The sequence below is a fragment of the Parabacteroides caecihominis genome (assembly GCF_023656785.1).
GTDB lineage: Bacteria > Bacteroidota > Bacteroidia > Bacteroidales > Tannerellaceae > Parabacteroides > Parabacteroides segnis.
In genome coordinates this window covers 75,745-96,191 of the sequence record NZ_JAMOKS010000022.1, presented here as the reverse complement: position 1 = coordinate 96,191, position 20,447 = coordinate 75,745, and the positions used below count along the sequence as shown (strand labels likewise).

The 20,447-nt window shown below is 42.4% G+C and carries 13 protein-coding genes and 1 pseudogene; all 14 read left to right on the top strand.

The annotated features are described in order from the left end of the window. Entirely contained in the window at positions 1 to 2,178 is a 2,178-nt protein-coding gene (locus tag NBH14_RS18280) for a glycoside hydrolase family 3 C-terminal domain-containing protein (protein WP_186960423.1), read from the top strand. 130 nt (positions 2,179 to 2,308) lie between these two features. After that, on the top strand, positions 2,309 to 4,198 hold the full coding sequence (locus NBH14_RS18275) for a glycoside hydrolase family 97 protein (protein ID WP_186960424.1): 1,890 nt from the start codon (positions 2,309 to 2,311) through the stop codon (positions 4,196 to 4,198). Positions 4,199 to 4,283: 85 nt separating this feature from the next. After that, positions 4,284 to 4,964 (top strand): SGNH/GDSL hydrolase family protein, encoded by a 681-nt coding sequence (locus NBH14_RS18270; protein ID WP_186960425.1) that lies wholly within the window; start codon positions 4,284 to 4,286, stop codon positions 4,962 to 4,964. A 133-nt stretch (positions 4,965 to 5,097) separates the two neighbouring features. Further along, complete coding sequence (locus NBH14_RS18265; RefSeq protein WP_186960426.1) at positions 5,098 to 7,437, top strand: GH92 family glycosyl hydrolase; 2,340 nt, start codon at positions 5,098 to 5,100, stop codon at positions 7,435 to 7,437. 18 nt (positions 7,438 to 7,455) lie between these two features. Continuing rightward, positions 7,456 to 8,688, top strand: coding sequence for a glycoside hydrolase family protein (locus NBH14_RS18260; RefSeq protein ID WP_186960427.1), 1,233 nt, complete (start codon positions 7,456 to 7,458; stop codon positions 8,686 to 8,688). Next, a pseudogene (locus NBH14_RS28845) lies at positions 8,688 to 8,774 on the top strand (AlbA family DNA-binding domain-containing protein); the annotation flags it as partial. The gene NBH14_RS18260 and the pseudogene NBH14_RS28845, both read left to right, overlap by 1 nt. Further along, entirely contained in the window at positions 8,765 to 9,052 is a 288-nt protein-coding gene (locus NBH14_RS18255; protein ID WP_350464049.1) for an HTH domain-containing protein, read from the top strand. The pseudogene NBH14_RS28845 and the gene NBH14_RS18255, both read left to right, overlap by 10 nt. Before the next feature lie 489 nt (positions 9,053 to 9,541). Then, positions 9,542 to 10,117, top strand: a complete 576-nt coding sequence (locus NBH14_RS18250; protein ID WP_186960430.1) for an RNA polymerase sigma-70 factor — start codon at positions 9,542 to 9,544, stop codon at positions 10,115 to 10,117. A gap of 42 nt (positions 10,118 to 10,159) precedes the next feature. Then, positions 10,160 to 11,200 (top strand): FecR family protein, encoded by a 1,041-nt coding sequence (locus NBH14_RS18245; protein WP_186960431.1) that lies wholly within the window; start codon positions 10,160 to 10,162, stop codon positions 11,198 to 11,200. A 228-nt stretch (positions 11,201 to 11,428) separates the two neighbouring features. Beyond that, positions 11,429 to 14,764, top strand: coding sequence for a TonB-dependent receptor (locus tag NBH14_RS18240; RefSeq protein WP_186960432.1), 3,336 nt, complete (start codon positions 11,429 to 11,431; stop codon positions 14,762 to 14,764). Positions 14,765 to 14,783: 19 nt separating this feature from the next. After that, positions 14,784 to 16,559, top strand: a complete 1,776-nt coding sequence (locus NBH14_RS18235; protein ID WP_250817702.1) for a RagB/SusD family nutrient uptake outer membrane protein — start codon at positions 14,784 to 14,786, stop codon at positions 16,557 to 16,559. Positions 16,560 to 16,576: 17 nt separating this feature from the next. Then, positions 16,577 to 17,272 (top strand): DUF3823 domain-containing protein, encoded by a 696-nt coding sequence (locus tag NBH14_RS18230; RefSeq protein WP_186960434.1) that lies wholly within the window; start codon positions 16,577 to 16,579, stop codon positions 17,270 to 17,272. A 108-nt stretch (positions 17,273 to 17,380) separates the two neighbouring features. Then, positions 17,381 to 19,258, top strand: coding sequence for a right-handed parallel beta-helix repeat-containing protein (locus tag NBH14_RS18225; protein ID WP_186960435.1), 1,878 nt, complete (start codon positions 17,381 to 17,383; stop codon positions 19,256 to 19,258). Positions 19,259 to 19,411: 153 nt separating this feature from the next. Next, a complete protein-coding gene (locus tag NBH14_RS18220) occupies positions 19,412 to 20,422 on the top strand; it encodes a uroporphyrinogen decarboxylase family protein (RefSeq protein WP_186960436.1) in 1,011 nt (336 codons plus the stop codon). The last annotated feature ends 25 nt before the right edge of the window (positions 20,423 to 20,447 follow it).

The window sequence follows — 20,447 nt, the reverse complement described above, 5'->3', positions numbered from 1 at the left end:
ATGTGTTATGAATTTAAATTAACTAAGGTGAAAAAAATAGGATTGATTTTGTTAAGTACAGTTTGTGCTTTGAATCTTGGTGCACAAAAACCGATTTATCAGGATACTGCTCAACCGATAGAAAAGCGCGTGGAAGATGCGCTTGCACGAATGACACTGGAAGAAAAGATCCGGTTGATTCATGCCAATGAAATATATAGTTTCTGGGGTGTTCCCCGTTTGGGAATACCGGAAAATCATCCGACAGACGGTCCGTTGGGGTTACGTCCGGAAATGAAATGGAATGCGCCTGTACATGAGGGAATAAGCGGAGATTCATGTACTTCCTATCCGGCATTGGTGTGTTTGGCTGCTACCTGGAATCCGGAAATGGGAAGGTTGTATGGGAAATCATACAGCGAGGAGGCATTGTACCGGAATAAGAATATTATTCTGGGGCCGGGTGTGAATATTTGTCGTACGCCATTGAATGGACGTAGTTTTGAATATATGGGAGAAGATCCTTATTTAACATCGCAAATGGCCGTCTCTTACATACAGGGGGTACAGGGCAATCATGTAGCGGCTTGTGTAAAACATTTTGCGGTGAATAATCAGGAAACCAATCGTGCGGATATAAATACAATCGTGGATGAACGCACGTTGCATGAGATTTATTTGCCAGCCTTTAAGGCTGCCGTTCAGGAAGGAAACGTTTGGATGGTTATGGGAGCATATAATAAATATAATGGGCAGCATTGTTGCCATAATCAGTACTTGTTGAATGATATTCTTCGGAAAGAATGGAATTATGACGGTGTGCTTGCTTCTGATTTCGGTGGTACACACGATACGAAAGAGGCCATATTCAACGGCCTGGATCTAGAATTCGGAACGGCTATCGATTCAATAGAATCTTATGATAATTATTTTCTGGCTTTCCCTTATTTAGAATTGATAAAGAAATGGGAAGTCGGGGTTAAAGAACTTGATGAAAAGGTTCGGAGAGTTTTGCGCATGATGTATCGTACAAATATGTCAGCAGACAAGCCCTGGGGATCATTAGCTTCACCGGAGCATGCGGATGATGCGCGAAAGATAGCAGAAGAAGGGATTGTTTTATTGCAAAATAAAGATAATATCCTTCCTTTGGACATTTCCCGGTTGAAACGAGTGGTTGTTGTCGGGGAGAATGCAGTGACTAAAATGAGTTGCGGAGGTGGCTCTTCTGAGGTAAAGGCTAAATATGAGGTATTACCTTTGGATGGTATTCGTAACCGGTTGGGAAATAAGGTGGAGATTATATACAAACCAGGATATTCTTCTGCAGTGGAACCGGAAGAAAATGAAAAATTGAGGATGGAAGCGGTCGAAGCAGCCAAACTGGCTGATATGGTTATATTTGTAGGGGGATTAAATAAACAGCCGGATCAGGATGGTGAAAGTTGGGATAGGAAATCATATGAATTACCATACAATCAGAATGAACTTATTGAAGAGTTGGCTGCAGTAAATTCTCAACTGGTAGCTGTGATGATCAGCGGGAATGCTTATGCAATGCCTTGGGTAAAGAAAGTCCCCGGTATAGTTCAGGCTTGGTATGCCGGAACAGAAAGTGGAAATGTTATAGCATCTGTCCTTGTTGGAGATGTGAATCCATCGGGTAAACTTCCCATTACATTTCCGGTTTCTTTGAAAGATAATGGGGCACATGTCCTAAATGCTTATCCGGGAGAAGGAAAGAAGGTAGAATACAAAGAAGGTATTTATGTCGGTTATCGTTGGATTGAAAAGCAAAAGATTAAACCGCTTTTTGCTTTCGGACATGGATTGAGTTATACAACTTTTAAATATGGAAATGCAACGGTGAACAAAAAGAATATGCATGATGTGGAAGGCTTGGTTGTAACAGTTCCCGTAACGAATGTGGGGACACGTGAGGGGGCCGAAATAGTGCAGTTGTATGTCTGTGATGATAAGTCATCACTTCCTCGTCCAGTGAAGGAGTTGAAAAGATTTAGTAAAGTCCGGTTGGCAGCAGGTGAAACTTGTAATGTTTCTTTTAGTATTGATAAAGACGCTTTGAGCTTTTATGATCCGGAGCTTCATCGTTGGGTTGCGGAGCCTGGTAAGTTCCAGTTTTTAATCGGATCAGCCTCTGATGATATAAGAACGAAAGTTTCTTTTGAATTGGAATAAAAGAGATGTATCGGTTGGGATAGGCAATAATAATCCACCAAATAAGCAGCTATTTGCTATTTTTCATAGCGGTAGCTGCTTTATCTTTGTAATCGATAAATGTGTCACATTGGAAATGAATATTCATATCATGAAAAAAGTAAACGTATTATTGTGTGCCTTGTTGCAGCCGTTGTGGCTTTGTGCACAAACGGTGTTGCCATTGGCAAGCCCTTCAGACAAGTTGAAGGCGGATATTCAGGTGAATGAAAAGTCGGTACAAATCGCTTTGTTCGACAAGGGAGGGAAGGTTGTGGAGGCGAAAACTTTGCAACTGGAGCTGGATAAAAACATATTGGCGGAAAACTGGCAGATAGCTAACCAGACGAGGACTTCGGTCGACCAGACCTGGCAACCGGTTTACGGGGAACGGTCGCTGGTGACAGACCGCTACAACGAATTGGAACTGTTGCTTCGTTCCGATGAAAACCAAAAGGAAATGACGATGTTTGTCCGCTTATATGACGAGGGGCTTGCTTTTCGCTATGCCTTCGACAAGCTGGATTTCTGGAACTGTACGTTGGTGAATGAGAAAACACAATTTTTGTTTGCGAAAGATTGTGATACTTGGGTGACTGGCAATGCACAAGGAGCTTATTCTAAAACGAAACTAAGTGCATTGAAAGGCGTAGGAGACCGTCCGCAGGTAATACAGGTAAACGACCGGAAGTTTGTGGCAATCGGCGAAGCGGCCTTGGTGGATTATTCCCGTATGAAGCTAGGTAAGAGTGAAACGGGAATCGGTGTACAATCGGTTTTGTCAGGTAAGGTAAATCTTGATTTGGCGGGTTATCGATCTCCTTGGCGTTATGTGATGGTGGCCGATCATCCAGGGCTGTTGGTACAGAACAATTATTTTGTCTTGAATTTGAATGAACCTAACCAAATAGAGAATACGAGTTGGATCAAACCGGGGCAGGTGATTCGTGAAGTGACATTGACTACAGCCGGAGGATTGGCTTGTGTGGATTTTGCTGCAGAAAACGGAATTGAATATGTGGAGTTTGATGCCGGTTGGTATGGGGATGAGTATAATCCGGAATCGGATGCATCGACTATAACTGTCGATCCCAAGCGCTCAAAAGGTCCGCTGGATCTTCATAAAGTGATAGAGTATGCGAATCAGAAGGGGATTGGCATTATTTTGTATGTCAACATGAAAGCTTTATCGAAACAATTGGATCAAATACTTCCTTTATATAAACAATGGGGAGTAAAGGGCTTGAAATATGGCTTTGTCGATGTCGGCGACCAATATTCGACAGCCTGGCTGCATCAGGCCGTTCGTAAAGCGGCCAAATATGAATTGATGGTAGATATTCACGACGAATACCGCCCTACCGGTTATTCCCGTACTTATCCCAACCTGGTTACACAGGAAGGTATCCGGGGCGATGAAGAAAGCCCGAACTTGAATCAGTCGGTTTATACATTGTATAACCGTATGATTTGTGGAGCCGGCGATAATACAAACTGTTTCTTTGCCGAAAGGGTCACGGAAAAGATGGGCGGTCGTGCGGCTCAATTGGCTAAACGTATTGCCATTTACAGTCCCTGGCAGTTTATTTTCTGGTATGACCGTCCTTACAAGGCTCCGGCACGTGACGGAGGTGCCGGTTCAACCGAATCGGTGATTAAGACGGATGCCATAACCGACTTTTATTGTTCGATTCCTGTTGTATGGGATGATACCCGCTTCTATGAAGGGGATATGGATTCGTATGCGGTAGTTGCCCGTCGTTCGGCATCCGACTGGTATGTCAGCGTCCTGAATGCCGGCGATAAACGGCAGGTCGTATTGCCGCTTGATATGTTGAAAGACCAGTCCCGGTATAAAGCGACCTTATATTATCAGGCACCGGGTAAAAAGAAAGAAGTTATCAGCGTAAAGGAAATCAAATTGCAGGGACAGGAAAACCTGACGTTGGATGTGGAAGGTAACAGTGGCTGCGTATTATACCTTACTCCGTGTAAAAAATAAATATGTGTCATGAAATTCCTTTTGCTACAGTAGAGCGTGCCTTGTCGGAAGTCAGTCGAGTAATATAAATAAGAAACTATTCTATATGAGACGTGTATTTTTGAGTTGTCTGTTATTTCAACTATTGTGTGCTTGCATGTTGTCGGCACAAAAGAAAGTTGTCAACCGGATAAAGCAGGGAGAGAAGCAGACGATTGTTGTTTACGGGACAAGTCTTTGTGCACTTCCTGACGGTACACTGACATGGCCTGCCATGTTACAAGACAGCATCAATGCGATTTACCCGGATGCCGTGGAGGTGATAAACTCTGCCCGCAGTGCAATGTGGTCGACATGGGGTGTTCAAAATTTGGACGAGAAGGTGTTGTCGAAAAAACCGGATATGGTATTGATTGAATTTGGCATGAATGATGCCTATTTGCCTTATCATACCTCTCTGGAGGTTTGCCGTATCAATGTCGAATATATGATAGACCGCATAAAGGAAGCGAACCCGCAGTGCGAAATTGTTCTTCAAATTATGAATATGCCGATCCGGGAGCATTTGGAAAAACGACCGCATATCAATGCATATTATGATGTTTACCGTAAAATAGCCCGTAAAAGGAATTTGAAACTTATCGACCATTATGCATATTGGACTGGCATATTAAAACAAGGCGAAGAAGAGTTCCTGAAATATGTGCCGGATGGTATACATCCCCGGGCGTTGGCATGGAAAACGTATACGGTACCTTTTATCTTGAAAGAATTGGGTATAAAGTAATCCGGAGACCGATGCCTCTTCAGTAGCAAGCCATGGAAGTTGATGGTGTGAGGGGTAAGATATACGTGAGTTTAGGATAAGTGAAAAAGTCATTTCAGGTAATGTGTATTGTTTTGTATCAAAAAAGTAAGAGATGAATTATAGAAGTCGTAAATTGTTTTGGTCTTGTGCCATTTCCTTTTTGCTCATCTTCTCGTTTGGAGAGTTGAGTGCCCGGGACAAACAGGTAAAAACGCCCGTTGATTATGTCGAACCTCGTATCGATTCCCATAAATCACGTTGGTTTTATTTTTCCTCGGCTAGCCGGCCCTATGGAATGGTTAGTTTAAGTCCGGATACTTGGGTGAAGGGGAGTTGGAACTCCGGATATTTGTATGACTCTACCGAAGTGAGATGTTTCAGCCATGTTCATTGTTGGCAAATTTCGGGTATTCCGGTGATGCCGACAACTGGTGATGTGGAAGGGCATAAAGGCATGGAAGCTTGTAAATCCCGTTTTTCACATGATACGGAAATAGTCAGGCCCGGGTATCATAAGGTGATATTGGACAGGTATGGCATAACGGCGGAACTGACCTCGACTTCCCGGGTGGGGATGCACCGGTATACGTTTCCGAAAGGAGAGACTGCTAATATTTTACTGGATGTCGGGGCCTTTTTGGGGCATGGAGCCATGGAGAAGGCGGCTATTCGGAAGGTATCGGACAAAGAGATTGCCGGATATGCTGTAATGGCGCCTACCATGAGGCGGAAAAAGAACTGTACGGTCTATTTTGTCGCCCGCTTCAACCAACGTATGGATGAATTTGGCGGTTGGGAACAGAATGGGAAGGAAAAGCTACTGACCGGCAAACAGGCATTGGAAGGACAGCATGTGGGCGGTTATGCCCGTTTCAAACGGTTGGGAAAGTCGCCTTTGCTGATGAAAGTTGCCTTGTCGTATGTGGATGAAGAGCAAGCCCGCTTGAATTTGGATACGGAGCTGGATCATTGGAACTTCGATCGGGTGGTCAAGGAGTCGTATGCCGAATGGAACCGTGAACTGGGAAAGATCAAAGTCGAAGGGGGGACGGAGCAGGAGCGTGTCAAGTTTTACACCGACCTGTGGCATGTCTTGTTGGGACGTCATACCTATTCGGATGTGAATGGTAAATACACGGACAACACAGGGGATAAACCGTTGGTTTGCCAAGTCCCGTTGGAGAACGGGGTACCCACACGGACGGTATATAACTCAGACGGTTTGTGGGGATCGGAATTTAACTTGAATATTCTCTGGTCTATCGCTTATCCCAAAGTAATGAGCGATTTCGTGTCGACTTTGGTCGGCTACTATCCCACCGGTGGCTTGATTGCCCGTGGACCCAGTGGTGGAAACTATACGTATGTCATGGTGGGCGACCAGGCAATCCCGTTGATTGCCGCTGCTTATAATAAAGGCATACGTGATTTTGAATTGGATGCCGCACTGGAAGGTAGTATCAAAAACGCCGAACCGGGTGGTATACGCGACCATGCCGGATATGAGACGGAAGTGAATGACTATATGACGCATTATGTTGAAAAAGGTTTTGTTCCTGAAGGAATAAAGGGCAATGGTGGCCATCGGGAAGGATGTGCGATGACGCTTTTCTTTGCTTACCAGGATTGGTGTTTGTCCCAATTAGCCAAGGGAATGGGGAATGACAGTATATACCGAAAGTATTATAACCGTTCATTTAATTACCGTTACATGTTTGACCCTCAGGCTGGCTGGATGAGACCTCGTATGAAAGACGGAAGTTGGTTGAAAGATTTTGCACCGGTGGGGGAAGGGTTTAACATGCCGGGATTCGTAGAGAGTAATGCCGCTATCTTTACGTATTATGTGCCGCAAAATATGCCGGATTTAATTTATTTGATCGGAGGAAAGGATTCGTTTGTGAACAAATTGAACCGGCAGTTTGAGTTGGCTGCTCCTACTAATTTTATTACTCCACATGGAAGCCATGCTCGTAATTGGGTCGATTATGAAAACCAGCCTTCCTTGCATATGGCTCATTTGTTCAGCCATGCCGGTGCTCCCTGGCTCACCCAGTACTGGGTACGAAGAATCAAGCAGGATGTGTTTGGTGATATAACCCCTTACGGAGGCTATAACGGGGATGAAGACCAGGGACAGATGGGAGCTCTGGGTGTTTTGATGGCAATCGGTCTGTTTGATGTACAGGGAGGAGCCTCCGTGGAACCTCGTTACGAAATAACTTCGCCTGTTTTTGACAAGATAACCATTCAGCTGGACAACCGGTATTATCCGGGGAAAGAGTTCGTTATCGCGGTTAAAAACAATTCAAAAGAAAACGTTTATATACAATCGGTATGTCTGAACGGTCAGGCTCTGAACAGTTTTCACTTCCCTCATTCCGAATTGGTAAAGGGGGGACTACTGGAAATTGAACTGGGGCCTGAGCCGAATAAGAATTGGGGAAATTAAGTATTTATAAATGATAAGATGAAAATAAGATCAGTATTATTGGCGATCGGCTGTTGTTGCCCGTTGGTCTGGTCTCAACACACCTACCAGGCCGGACCTGTTGACATGGAGGTTGTGCAACGCGGTGATTCGGAGTTCCCTGTCGGTTTTTCGGCATTTTCGTTGGAGGGCCATTTTGTCTGGTGTGGTTCGGCTATCCGGGCGGAAGAGGATGGAAGATACTATCTGTTTTATTCTGCCATGGAGTCTGGGCCTGGACAGCCGCCTTTTGTCGATGCCTGGCTGTTAGGGTCGAAAATAGGGGTCGCTGTTTCCGATTCTCCTTATGGGGGATACAAAAATATTGGTTTTGTCTATAATAAGGACGGCTATACTCCGGACCGGAGCTCGTGGGATGCCCAGACCGTTTCGAATACACATATCAAGCGCTTTAATGGGAAATATTACCTGTATTACTGCGGTTCGGTAGACCCGGGAGAGGATGCCCGTATAAAAGGGACGCTGAGTAAAAGGGACCGTATCCAGCAAAACCAGAAACTGGGAGTGCTGTGTTTTAACTCCATAAAAGAATTGCTGGAGGGTAAATATACCTGTAATGAACAACCGTTGCTTATTCCCCGTTCGCGGGTAAAACCGAATAATGTGTTGGAGCCGTCTCCGGAAGGAACAGCGGTGAAACCGGATAACCTTATCATGGTGAATCCGGCTGTCGTTTATTGTCCGACAAACCGGAAATATTTCCTTTATTTTAAAGGGAATGTCTATGACCCCGGCTGGCGTGGTGTGCATGGGGTGGCCATCTCCGATGAACCCGCCGGCCCTTTCCGGGTATTGGACGATAATGTCTTTGAATTTGAAACAGGCACGGCACAGAAGTTGAATGCAGAAGACCCGTATGTTTGGTATCACCGGAAAGACCGATGTTTCTATGCCGTCTTCAAAGATTTTACCGGAGGATTTACTCAAGGTAAGCCTGGTCTGGCTATCATGTATTCAAAAGACGGCCTTCATTGGGATTTGCCCGAGCACTCTTTATTTATGAACAAGGAGATTATCCTGAAGAATGGCGAACATGTCGATGTGGACCGTCTCGAACGTCCCCAATTGTTTTTAGATGAGAACGATGACCCTATAGTCCTTTATTCCGCCTGTTCCATCACTCCGTTGAATCAGAAGAAAGATGGTAGTTCGTTTAATATACAGATTCCGATAGTGAGGCAGCAGAATGCACCGCATACGATTTTAAATTGATGCTTGAAGAAAGGAAGCCCAAGAGTTGGGTAAAGAGTATAAGTGCTTTTGCCAATGGTTTGGGCGGTTCCCTGTTATGGGGAGTGAGGTTCATCTTGATATTTATGATGACCGCCTTACTGTAATGAATGTCGGAGAGCATGACGGAGACGTGTCGGAGACTAAACTCACAGAGCGACAGATGAAAATACTTAATCTTATAAAAGAGTTACCGACAATCACCGCCAAGAAAATGTCGGAGACTTTGTCGGTGAGCCAACGCACAGTAGAACGCGATCTTTCTGCATTAAAAAAGAAGGGAGTCTTAAAGCGTGAGGGTAAAGATAATGATGGCCTGTGGCAAATACTAATAACAATGGGATAATACACAAAATAAACTTGATAGTTATATTATATGCTTGACCAATCATTCTCTGCACATAATTTTGAGACAATCTGAAAAAAATAGGACTATAGTGCTAACATATCCGGCACTATAGTCCTGCTTGTATCCGATCATCCGTCCGGGGAGTCCGCCGGGGACCCATACGCCGCAGAATCCGCATTAGAGGAACCTCCTCCGGCAACCACGGCCGGCAATTTGATGGGGTGGCTGTTGATTGGAGCAGTGGCATTGAAACTGTTCTGTTGATAAGGTATAGGGCTGCATGTATCCGAATGGGTGAATGCAGCCCTATTTGTACAAAATAATCCACTGAATTGGCAATTATATGCTATTTTTTGTGGGGGAATGGGGGACTAACTTTGTAATAAATAATATACATCATGATAATTTATTTGGTAAAGAAGTAAGTAAATAAACTATTCAGATCGTTTTCGTACTGAATATTGTTATACCGATGATTCTAATCTTATGAGAGCGAGTGGAGAAAAGGGAAAGCTGAAGCCACAGGACGAGGTGGAATTATTTAAAAAGATTTATGTCGCTTATACCCCTGATTTAGTGGCTACAGCGGCACGCTATGTCAGTATGTCTGTGGCGGAGGACCTGGTGCAGGAATTGTTTTTGAAAGTGTGGAATCAGAAGCTCTTTTTATGTGTTAAGGCATCGGAACTTCGTTACTTCCTGTTTGCTTCTCTCAGAAATTCCTGTCTGGACGTGTTGAGACATGAAGAAGTGAAGCTTGGATATATCGATTACTATAAAAAGAACCTGGAAATGGAGATCCTTTCCTGTTCCGACCAGCCTTTTTATTATGCAGAAGAAAATAATAACCTGGATGCTCTTTTCAGGGAAGTGAATAAATTGCCACCAAAATGCAGGGAGATATTTCTTGAATCTTATATTGACGGGAAAAAATCGGCAGAGATTGCCCGTGAGAAATGTATATCACAACGGACTGTGGAGGCACAATTGTATAAAGCCCTGAAAATGCTCCGCAGTGCACTGACCCTACTTAGTTTATTTTTTTCTCTTTTGAGTAAGTAAATACAGGATAAAGCACGTTTTGAGTATAGAAATGCAAAAATCATGGATAATAAAGAACATATCGATTTTGAGGAGTTGTTGATCCGGTATCTTCAGGGTACGGCTGATTCTCAGTCTTTACAACAATTGCTGGAGGTTGTCAGGAAGTCGGAAGACAAGAAGAATGAACTGGCACGGCTGAAAGCAATTTATGACTCTTTGTCTGTACAGGTCGATGCATTGAAGTATCCGATAGATGCCAGCTGGGAAAAGATGAGGCAGAAGATAGATTCGGAAATACCTGCGACAAAGCCGAAAGGTCCGACAATCAGGAATATTACCACTTTGTGGTCGTATGCCGCAGTCTTTTTACTGGCTGTATTACTGGCAGGACAATATTTTTATTATCAGAATAAAAGTCTGCGGGCAGTACCCCAGGATAGTTATACCCGGTTTGTGGTGGAAAAAGGCAGTGGGAAAAGTTCCCTGTTCTTGCCGGACGGGACAAAGGTGCTGCTGAATGCCGGAACGACGATTCAGTATCCGACACGGTTTGATCAGAAGGAACGGACTGTCATGTTGGAGGGAGAAGGTTATTTTGAGGTGGCAAAGAATGAACAGAAGCCGTTTGTCGTCCGGCTGAAAGGATATGATATAAAAGTTCTGGGAACTGTCTTTAACGTTAAGGCTTATCCGGACATGGATTATTCGACTACTTCCCTTATTTCCGGAAAAGTGTTTTTGACTTCCTATGATACGGAAGGCGTTGTCTGTAACGAACAGGTCCTGCGGCCGAGCGAGACTGCCCGAATCGACAGGCAGAGCGGAGTTATTACGACCTATCGGGGAGATGAAGACTTTCAGCTGGCTTGGACGAAGGGACTTTATAAATTCAAGGATAAGCCTTTCTCCGAAGTCGTAGCGGAGTTGGAACGTCTTTATGACGTCACGATCCTGATTGAAGATGAAAAACTAGCCCGGGCCATTTTTACAGGAAGTTTTGTACTGGAGAATACTATAGAAAAAGTGCTGAAACCTTTGGGGCAGTATAATAAGTTCCGGTACAGGATGGAAGGACAGGTTATCCGTATTTACCCTAAATAACAATCCCTGATGTTTAACTTTAAAATAACAGAACCATGGAACCACCCTACTGATCAGCCTAAAGAAAAATTCGGGAAATGCGAGGCACCTCCCGAACTATTATTCATTTCAGTCCTTCCGGCAACGTCGGCAAAACAGTAACGGAAAGACTTCAAACTTAAAATAATACACAAAAATATGGAAAAATATCAAGAGTGGGGCTTTTTGTCTCCAAAAATAAGGCGTATCATGAAATTAACACTATTATTTACGCTGTTATGCATATTGCACATCTCTGCTAATACCTATGCACAAACCACTCAAGTATCGGTAGACGTACAAAATGGTACTTTCTATGATGTGGTGAAACAAATTGAAAAACAGTCGGAATATCTTTTTTTCTACAATAGTAAAGATATCCCGAATGATTTGCCGGTTAGTCTCCAAGAGACTAAATCCAATATCACTGTGATATTGGATCATCTGGTAAAGGAATATAATTTATCGTATAAGATAAATGACAGGCATATATTCCTTACCAGAAATACAGCAGTTCAACAACAAGGAAAGCGAATAACGGGAACGGTAAAAGACCCGAACGGGGAACCTATTATCGGTGCCAATGTCATGGAGAAAGGGACAACGAACGGGGTTGTGACTGATATCGACGGGAAGTTCATTCTTACAGTAGCGAATAAGGCTGTGTTGCAAGTTTCTTATATCGGTTATATCAGCCAGGAATTTCCGGTAGGCAACCGTTCTGATTTCGCGATATTGCTGAAGGAAGATTCTCAAAATCTGGAAGAAGTGGTAGTGGTTGGCTATGGTACTCAGAAGAAGGCCACATTGACCGGTGCCGTCAGCAATATAGGTAATGAAGAATTGATAAAGACTCGTAGTGAGAATGTAAAGAATATGATTTCCGGAAAGATAGCCGGTGTCCGTGTCGTTCAGAAATCAGGGGAACCGGGAAGTTATAATACGGATATGCAGATTCGTGGTATGGGTGCTCCGCTGGTAATTATTGACGGTGTTCCCCGTTCGAATATGGATCGCCTGGACCCAAATGAGATCGAATCGTTTACGGTGTTGAAAGATGCTTCGGCAGCCATTTATGGTGTGAAGGCGGCTAATGGAGTAATTATCATCACGACTAAAAAAGGAACAAGTTCAAAATTAACATTGGAGTATAATGGTTCTGTTGGCTGGCAACAGGCATCTAACATCCCCGAAACATTGAATGCCGCCGATTGGATGGAACTGACAAACGAGAATTCCATAAATAAGGGCGGTAGCCTTATGTTTTCAGCAGAAGATATAGCTGCTTATCGTAATGGTTTAAAACCTGAAACCAAGTGGTCTGATGTCGGTTTTGATAAGATCGCGCCCCAGACACAGCATAGTATCAGTGCTCAGGGAAAATCGGAAAAGATAGACTACTTCCTGAACTTTGGTTATATGAAACAAGACGGTTTCTACTCCAGTGGCGACTTGAACTATGAACGATATAACGTAAGGGCTAATATTAACGGTCAGATAACGAAGAACCTGAAAGTCGGTATGCAGTTGAATGCTATGATGGGAACCAAGAATGAACCGGTAATGGATGCCTGGGAAGTTTATAAAGCAGCGTGGATGCATGTTCCGACTCTGCCTGTTTATGCCAATGACAATCCGGCTTACTTACAACAATTACCTGGCGCTTATCATCCTATTGCGCTGACTACCGCAGATATTAGTGGCTTCAGGAAAAACCAACAGAAACTGTTTCAGGGAACTTTTACCTTGGATTATTCGGTACCTTTCGTAAAGGGACTCAATGCGGGAGCTATGTATAGTTATGATTATGACAATTCTGATAACCGTTTGTCCAGAAAAGAATATACATTGTATGAATATGACGGGGCATCCGATACTTATCAGCCTTATAAAGCTTATTCTCCGTCGTTAATACAACGCAGTTATGGAAAAGTGGAGAGAACTTTGTTACAATTAAAGTTGAATTATGAAAGAACATTTAATGAGGATCATAATCTGAAGATTCTGGCTTTATATGAAGAAACGACAAACCGTTCAGACAACTTTGCTGCTCAGAGGGATTTGCCAATGGATGCAGTTGACCAGATATTTGCCGGGAGTTCGACCAATCAGCAAGCAACAATGAATACAGACCCTAAAGTCTTTTTCGATATGGCTAATAAAGCGTTTGTCGGCAGGATAAACTATGATTACAAATCGAAGTATCTGGCAGAATTCAGTTTCCGTTATGACGGTTCATCTAAGTTTGCCAAAGGTTCTCAGTGGGGATTCTTCCCAGCATTTTTGGGAGCTTGGCGTATATCGGAGGAGTCCTTCTTCAAGAATACGGAAGCATTGTCGTTTATAAACAATGTGAAGATACGCGGTACTTACGGTATCTTGGGAGACGATGATGCATCAACTTATCAGTTCCTGTCGGGATATACGTATCCGAGCGGAGGGTATATGTTTGATGGTTCTTTTATCAGTGGTTTAGGCTTCCGTGGCATGGCTAACCCGAATATAACGTGGTTTGAGGCCCATACCGCTGACCTCGGTTTAGATATTGACATGTGGAACGGATTGTTGAGTTTCCAGGGAGATATATTTAGCCGTAATAGAAAAAACTTGTTGGCAACCAGATCGTTGTCCGTACCTGGAACGCTGGGAGCCGCTTTACCTCAGGAAAACCTGAATGGTGATTTAACAAGAGGCTTTGATATAAGCTTGTCACATACAAATACGATTGGTGATTTCCGTTATACGGTTTCTGGTAATTTATCTTATTTCAGAACGATGGTAAAACATCAGGAAAGAGCTTTGTCCAATAACTCGTATCGTAATTGGCGTGATAATTATAATGACCGGTACAATGACTTTTACTGGGGATATGAATTTGTGGATTATTTCCGTAATATGGGACAAATATGGTCGGCACCTATTCAGGATAATAAAGGAAACTCGATTCTTCGCCCGGGTGATTACATGTATGAAGACTGGAATGAGGATGGCGTAATCGATGATAATGATGCAAGACCTATTGATTTGAGCGGAGACCCGCGTATTAATTTTGGTTTCACTTTGGCAGGAACATATAAAGGCTTTGATGTGAATTTATTATTCCAGGGAGCTGCCAAGGGGACAGTCATAAACCAGGTACAAATGGAAAGGCCGTTGACTTGGGATCGAGGGGGGCTTTCCATGTTTATGGACCGGTGGCATACAGCAGAGATGGGTGCAGATACGAAGGATCCTAATACGGAATGGATTCCGGGATATTATCCGTCAACAAACAACGGTGGCGAAACAACGAACTATTGGACTTCTTCCCGTAGTATTCAAAATGTCAATTATCTTCGTTTAAAGAGTGCTGAAATAGGCTATACATTCCCCCAGAATTGGATGCAGAAAGTGGGTGTGCAAAATTTGCGGCTTTACTTTAATGCATATAATTTGTTTACTCTGACGGGATTGAAATACATAGATCCGGAGCATCCGAGCGATAGTTATAGCTGTTTATATCCTATTACAAAAACGTATAATATAGGTGTGAACGTAACATTCTAAATTTTAATAATGAATAATCATGAAGAAATTAATAGTCTCTCTATTTATAGCGATGTTAGGAACCAGTTGTAATACGCTGGATGTTCCTCCTTTGAATATCATTCAGGACAAAGATATCTTTGCATCCGAGTCTGGTATTACTGCATATATGGCTTCTCTGTATAACGATATGCCGATACAAGATCATCAGGCTACTGTTAATGGGTTTAATAACTATTGGAATAGTTGGCCTCAGGCAGGGCATATGTCGGGAGAATTATTGAACAATATGCTTTTCTTTGTGTGGGATTCCCCTTCAGGTGGTATGTTTCAGTTTTGGGCTTACGACCGGGTGAGAAAAATAAATTACTTTATAGAGAATATGCCTCTTTATAAGGCAGATTTCCCGGAAGATAAGATCAATGCCTGGCTGGGAGAAGCCTATTTTTGTCGTGCTTATTACTATTTAGCAATGGTAAACCGATATGGAGCTGTACCTTTGGTAAAAGAGGTGAAAAACTATCCGGAAACAAGCATTGAGGAATTACAGATTCCTCGAAATACACAGCAGGAAGGATGGGATTTTGTTGCTGAAGATTTGGATAGAGCAATAGAACTGTTGCCTGAAGAAAGTTTGACGCAAGGACGTGTAAATAAATATGTAGCTTATGGATTAAAATCAAGAGCGATGCTTTATGCTGCATCTCTTTGTCAGTTTGATACTCCGGTCAGTGGCTATGAAGAACTTTTAGGTATGCCGGTTTCTAAAGCACAAAGCTATTATCAGGCAGCATGCGATGCTGCTTCTAAATTAGACGGAAAATATTCATTATATAATAAGTATACTGATAAGTTTGAAAATTATTGGAACTTGTTTTTGGATGAAGACAATCCGGAAGTGATATTTGCCAAATATTATAAATATCCTGAGTATGCTCATAGTTGGGATGTACATCAAATACCGTTCCAAATAAGAGGGCCGGAAGGATATTCCAGTATTTTGAACCCCACATTGGAAATTGTTGAATTGTTTGATGATATCAATGGTAATCCATTCGTGTTAAAAACAATGGATGAAAAAGGTTCCCCCATTCGTTATGACAATCCGTATGATATTTTTAAAGATGTAGAACCACGCTTAAAAGCTAGCGTGATTTTACCGAACGATACTTATAAAGGAGAAGTTATTGAGATAAGAAAAGGAATTTGGACCAGTTATCCGGATGGTGAGTTGAAAACTACAACGGATTTTTCCGTGATGTATAAAGATATGCCGGTCATGGGTAAAAGTGGTATGGGACATAATGAAACGACTACGACTGGTTTCTTTGTTCGAAAATATCAGGATCCTAATTTACCAAATAGCCAGGTCGTTCATGGGCATTCTACTACACAATATATCGAAATGCGTTATGCTGAAATCTTGTTGAATAAGGCAGAAGCTGCTTTCTATTTGGGAAAGAAGCAGGAGGCATTGGATTTAATTAATCAGGTAAGGGAAAGAGCTGGTGCAAAATTGTATACCTTGGATCAATTGGCAGAAGAAAATGTCCGTAAGGAAAGGCGTATGGAACTGGTATTCGAGAAACATAGTTACTGGGATTTACGCAGATGGAGAATTGCTGATAAATTGATGAATAATAAAAAATATACGGCTTTGTGCCCGTATTATATCTATGACGAAGGTAAGTATATCTTTACCAAGGAGGAGGTAGGTACTACTTACACGTATGATGTGAAAGTAAATTATGCAAAAGTACCGGATGGTGAAATAGCAAAGAATCCGAATTTATTACCCAATAATCCAGGTTATTAATTAATAATTATGACAATATGAAAAGAATAAGTTTATTAATGTGTATGATGTTTGCATTGGGCATGATGTCATGTGGTGATATAGATAATATGGATGGTCCTGATGCCGCCATTTTCGGTTGTTTGATTGATGATGTTACAGGTAAACCTTTAATTACAGAGCAGCCGAATGGTTTCAGGATCAAGATGGTTGAAACGAGCTGGAGTGAATCTGCAACACCGGAATATTTCTGGGGAAAGGCTGATGGTACATTTAAAAACACCAAAATATTTAGTGCTACTTATGATGTGCAACCAGTTGAAGGTGCTTTTTTTCCTGTTGATCCGGTGTCGGTAAAGATCAAGAAATCTGAAAATATAGATTTTAGAGTGACTCCTTGTCTGTCGATCCATCCGAATCGGATAGAGATTGTGGGGGATGCGATTCAGGTAGAATGGAATATATCAAGACCGAAAGTTGGTGATAAAATATTGGATACCCGTGTATTTGTGGTTCATGATAATCCGAATGTAGGTACGAATTATTTTACAACGGCATTGAGTCCGATAATCGATTTGAGCAGTGTATCGGACGAAGAAGCCTTGTCTGCGACATATAAACAGACTATAACAGGGCTGACTAAAGGAAAGACTTATTATGTGAAGATTGGTGCGCGAACGAATAATTCGAGCAAACGTTATAACTTTGCGGAAACGGTTAAGTTGGAATATTAATTGTTGTTTGCTCTAAGATAACGTGTGTATATTCAATTGTAACAACAGTTATTGACACAATGATAGCCAATAACTGTTGTTATTGTTTTAAAACGATAAATTAATATCATGAGAAAAATTCTGTATCTTATTCTAGTATCCAGCTTGTGTTGTAATATGTTGCAAGCAAGAGAGTATCATGTATCTCCCAAGGGGAGTGATAATAATGCCGGGACGGTGGAGGCTCCTTTCAAAACTATCAATCGGGCAGCTCGAAAGGCATTACCCGGTGATGTGGTGACGGTGCATGAAGGGGTGTATCGGGAATGGATAAAACCGATGTATGGCGGAACCAGCGACAATCGGCGGATTGTTTATCAGGCAGCCGAAGGGGAAAAGGTGGAGATTAAAGGTTCTGAAGTGATCAAAGGGTGGAAGAAAGAGGGAAAAGGCATTTGGAAGGTGGTGATTCCTAACACGCTATTCGGTGATTTCAATCCTTATAAAGAACTGTTTGATGGTGACTGGATTATCAATGATGGGCGTGTCACTCATTTGGGGGAAGTCTACTTGAATGGAGAGGCGTTCTATGAAGTAGATTTTTTGAGTAAATTACAAAATCCGAAGCCGCATATATGCAAGGCGGATCCGGAGGGAACGACCGACTTTTGGTATAGTGAAACGGATGACAAAAACACGACCATCTGGGCTCGTTTCGGTACCGCAGACCCCAATAAGGAATGTGTCGAGGTGGTAGCCCGTCCGACTTGTTTCTATCCGGATAAGCAGCAATTGGACTATATCACCATCAAAGGGTTTGAAATGAGCCAGGCCGGAACGAAGTGGGCTTCGCCGACGAATGAACAGGTGGGGGTAATCGCTACGCACTGGTGTAAAGGTTGGATTATAGAAAATAATATCATCCACGATGCCAAGAGTACAGGCATTACGTTGGGCAAGGAGCGTACAACCGGCGACGGAGTACTTCCTGCTGATGATGCCGACGGCGTGAAGGATGGACATATCTCTTATATAGAAGTCGTATTCAACACGACACGCCATGGCTGGAACAAAGAAACGATAGGTTCTCACATTGTCCGTAACAATACGATCTATAATTGCGAACAAACGGCCATTTGTGGAACGATGGCTGCCTTTAGCGAAGTTTACGGCAATCATATCTACAATATTCACGTAAAGGATCAGTATAACGGGTATGAGATTGCCGGGATCAAGTTCCATGGGGCGATTGATGCCGTGATAAGGAACAACCGTATCCATGATTGTATGTTGGGAATGTGGTTGGATTGGATGACGCAAGGAACACGGGTGTCGAGCAATTTGATGTATAATAATTCATGGAATGATCTGTTCATAGAGGTATCTCATGGTCCGTATATTGTGGATAACAACCTGTTTCTTTCTCCCCAGTCGCTTTACCAATCAACGGATGGAGGAGCTTATCTGAATAATCTTTTTGGGGGAAAGTTGGGTCTGCAAGCAGACTATACCCGTTTTACCCCTTATCAATTGAACCATTCTACCGAGCTTAAAGGTGTAAGTCCGATAAAACATGGCGACCTGCGTTTTTATAACAATATTTTTGTAGGAGGAGCTGATAAGAAGTTATATGGTTTGGAGTTTTTGAATGAAGTGACAAGTCCCATTTATGCCGAAGACAATCTGTTCTGTAATGGTGCTCATCCCATGAAAGAGAAAGAACAGGGCGTGGTGGATGATGCGTTCAACCCCTCTTTCAAAGTGGAAGAGGTTGGGGATGAAGTGTATATTACACTCGAAGGGGAAACTAAATTGTCTCGGTTGAAAGGTAAATCGGTCAATACGGAACGTTTGGGAGTAGCCAAGTTGACGACCTATCCATTTGAAAATGCCGATGGCACTCCGTTTTTATTGGATAAGGATTTCTTGGGAAAAGAGAGATCAACAGTTTCGCCTTCTATAGGTCCGTTTGAAATATTATCAGGTAATCGTATCAGAGTTTGGTGATGGTTAGGCAAGAATAATCCACAGAAAAGGTAATGAAAAGCTATTCTATGTGAGAAGCAAAACCTGTAATTTTGTTGGATGAAGTATCTTAATTATCACAAAGGGAAAGAATTAGATACGATAGAATTAATACAAACTTAATCTGTAGAATGCATGAACAGTAAAGAACGAGTTTCCAGAGCGATACATTTCAGAAATCCTGATAGGGTACCTATTTCTCATGCGGTTTTGCCTGCGGCACAAATAAAATACGGTGATGCTCTTTCTGAAATATTAGAAGAAGTAGATGAGGATTTTGGTTGGAACCAGTTAAAAGATTTGGAACGTAGCAACTATCCGGCACAATATAAGAAAGGAAAAGATTACGACGGTTTCCATACGCTATGGTATTGTGAGCAGGAAGGTATATGCGGCATACCTATCGAATATCCGATAAATTCTTACGAGAAGATGGATGGTTACCAGTGGCCGGTGTTTAGTGTCACACCTCCAAAGACAAGGCTTTATAGCGGGCATGTTTCAGGTAGTAAAGAATACTATTCACGTGGGGCATGGATCACATTCTTTGAGCAGTTGCAGCAACTTAGGGGCTTTAACGAAACAATGATGGATCTGATGGTGGCTCCGGATGAACTGTTTGAACTCAGGGATAAATTGTTGGAGTGGAGTTTGAACTATTTAGATCAATGGTTGGAATATGACTATGACGGGATCCATTTTGCCGATGATTGGGGAACACAATTGAACTTGATGATACCGCCGGAAACTTGGCGGAGCTTTTTTAAACCAGTATATAAGCAATTGTTTGACAAAGTAATCAGTGCCGGCATGGATGTCCATTTCCATTCGGATGGTTTTATTAATGAAATCATACCGGATTTGATTGATATGGGAGTAAAAGTAATTAATTGTCAGGTAAATCTGATTGGCTTGGAATACGTGAAGAAGAACTTCAGAGGTAAAGTGTGTTTCCGGACAGACTTGGATCGTCAACATGTGTTACCATTTGGAACTCCTAAGGAAGTCGAAATGCATATTCATGAAGTGTTTGAGCATTTAGGGACTCCGGATGGTGGTATCATTGCCTGTGGCGAAATAGGTCCTGATATTCCTTTGGAGAATATTCGTGCTATGTATAAGACCTTTTTGATTTATAAATATTAATGGGCTATTCAAGATCATAATCCAT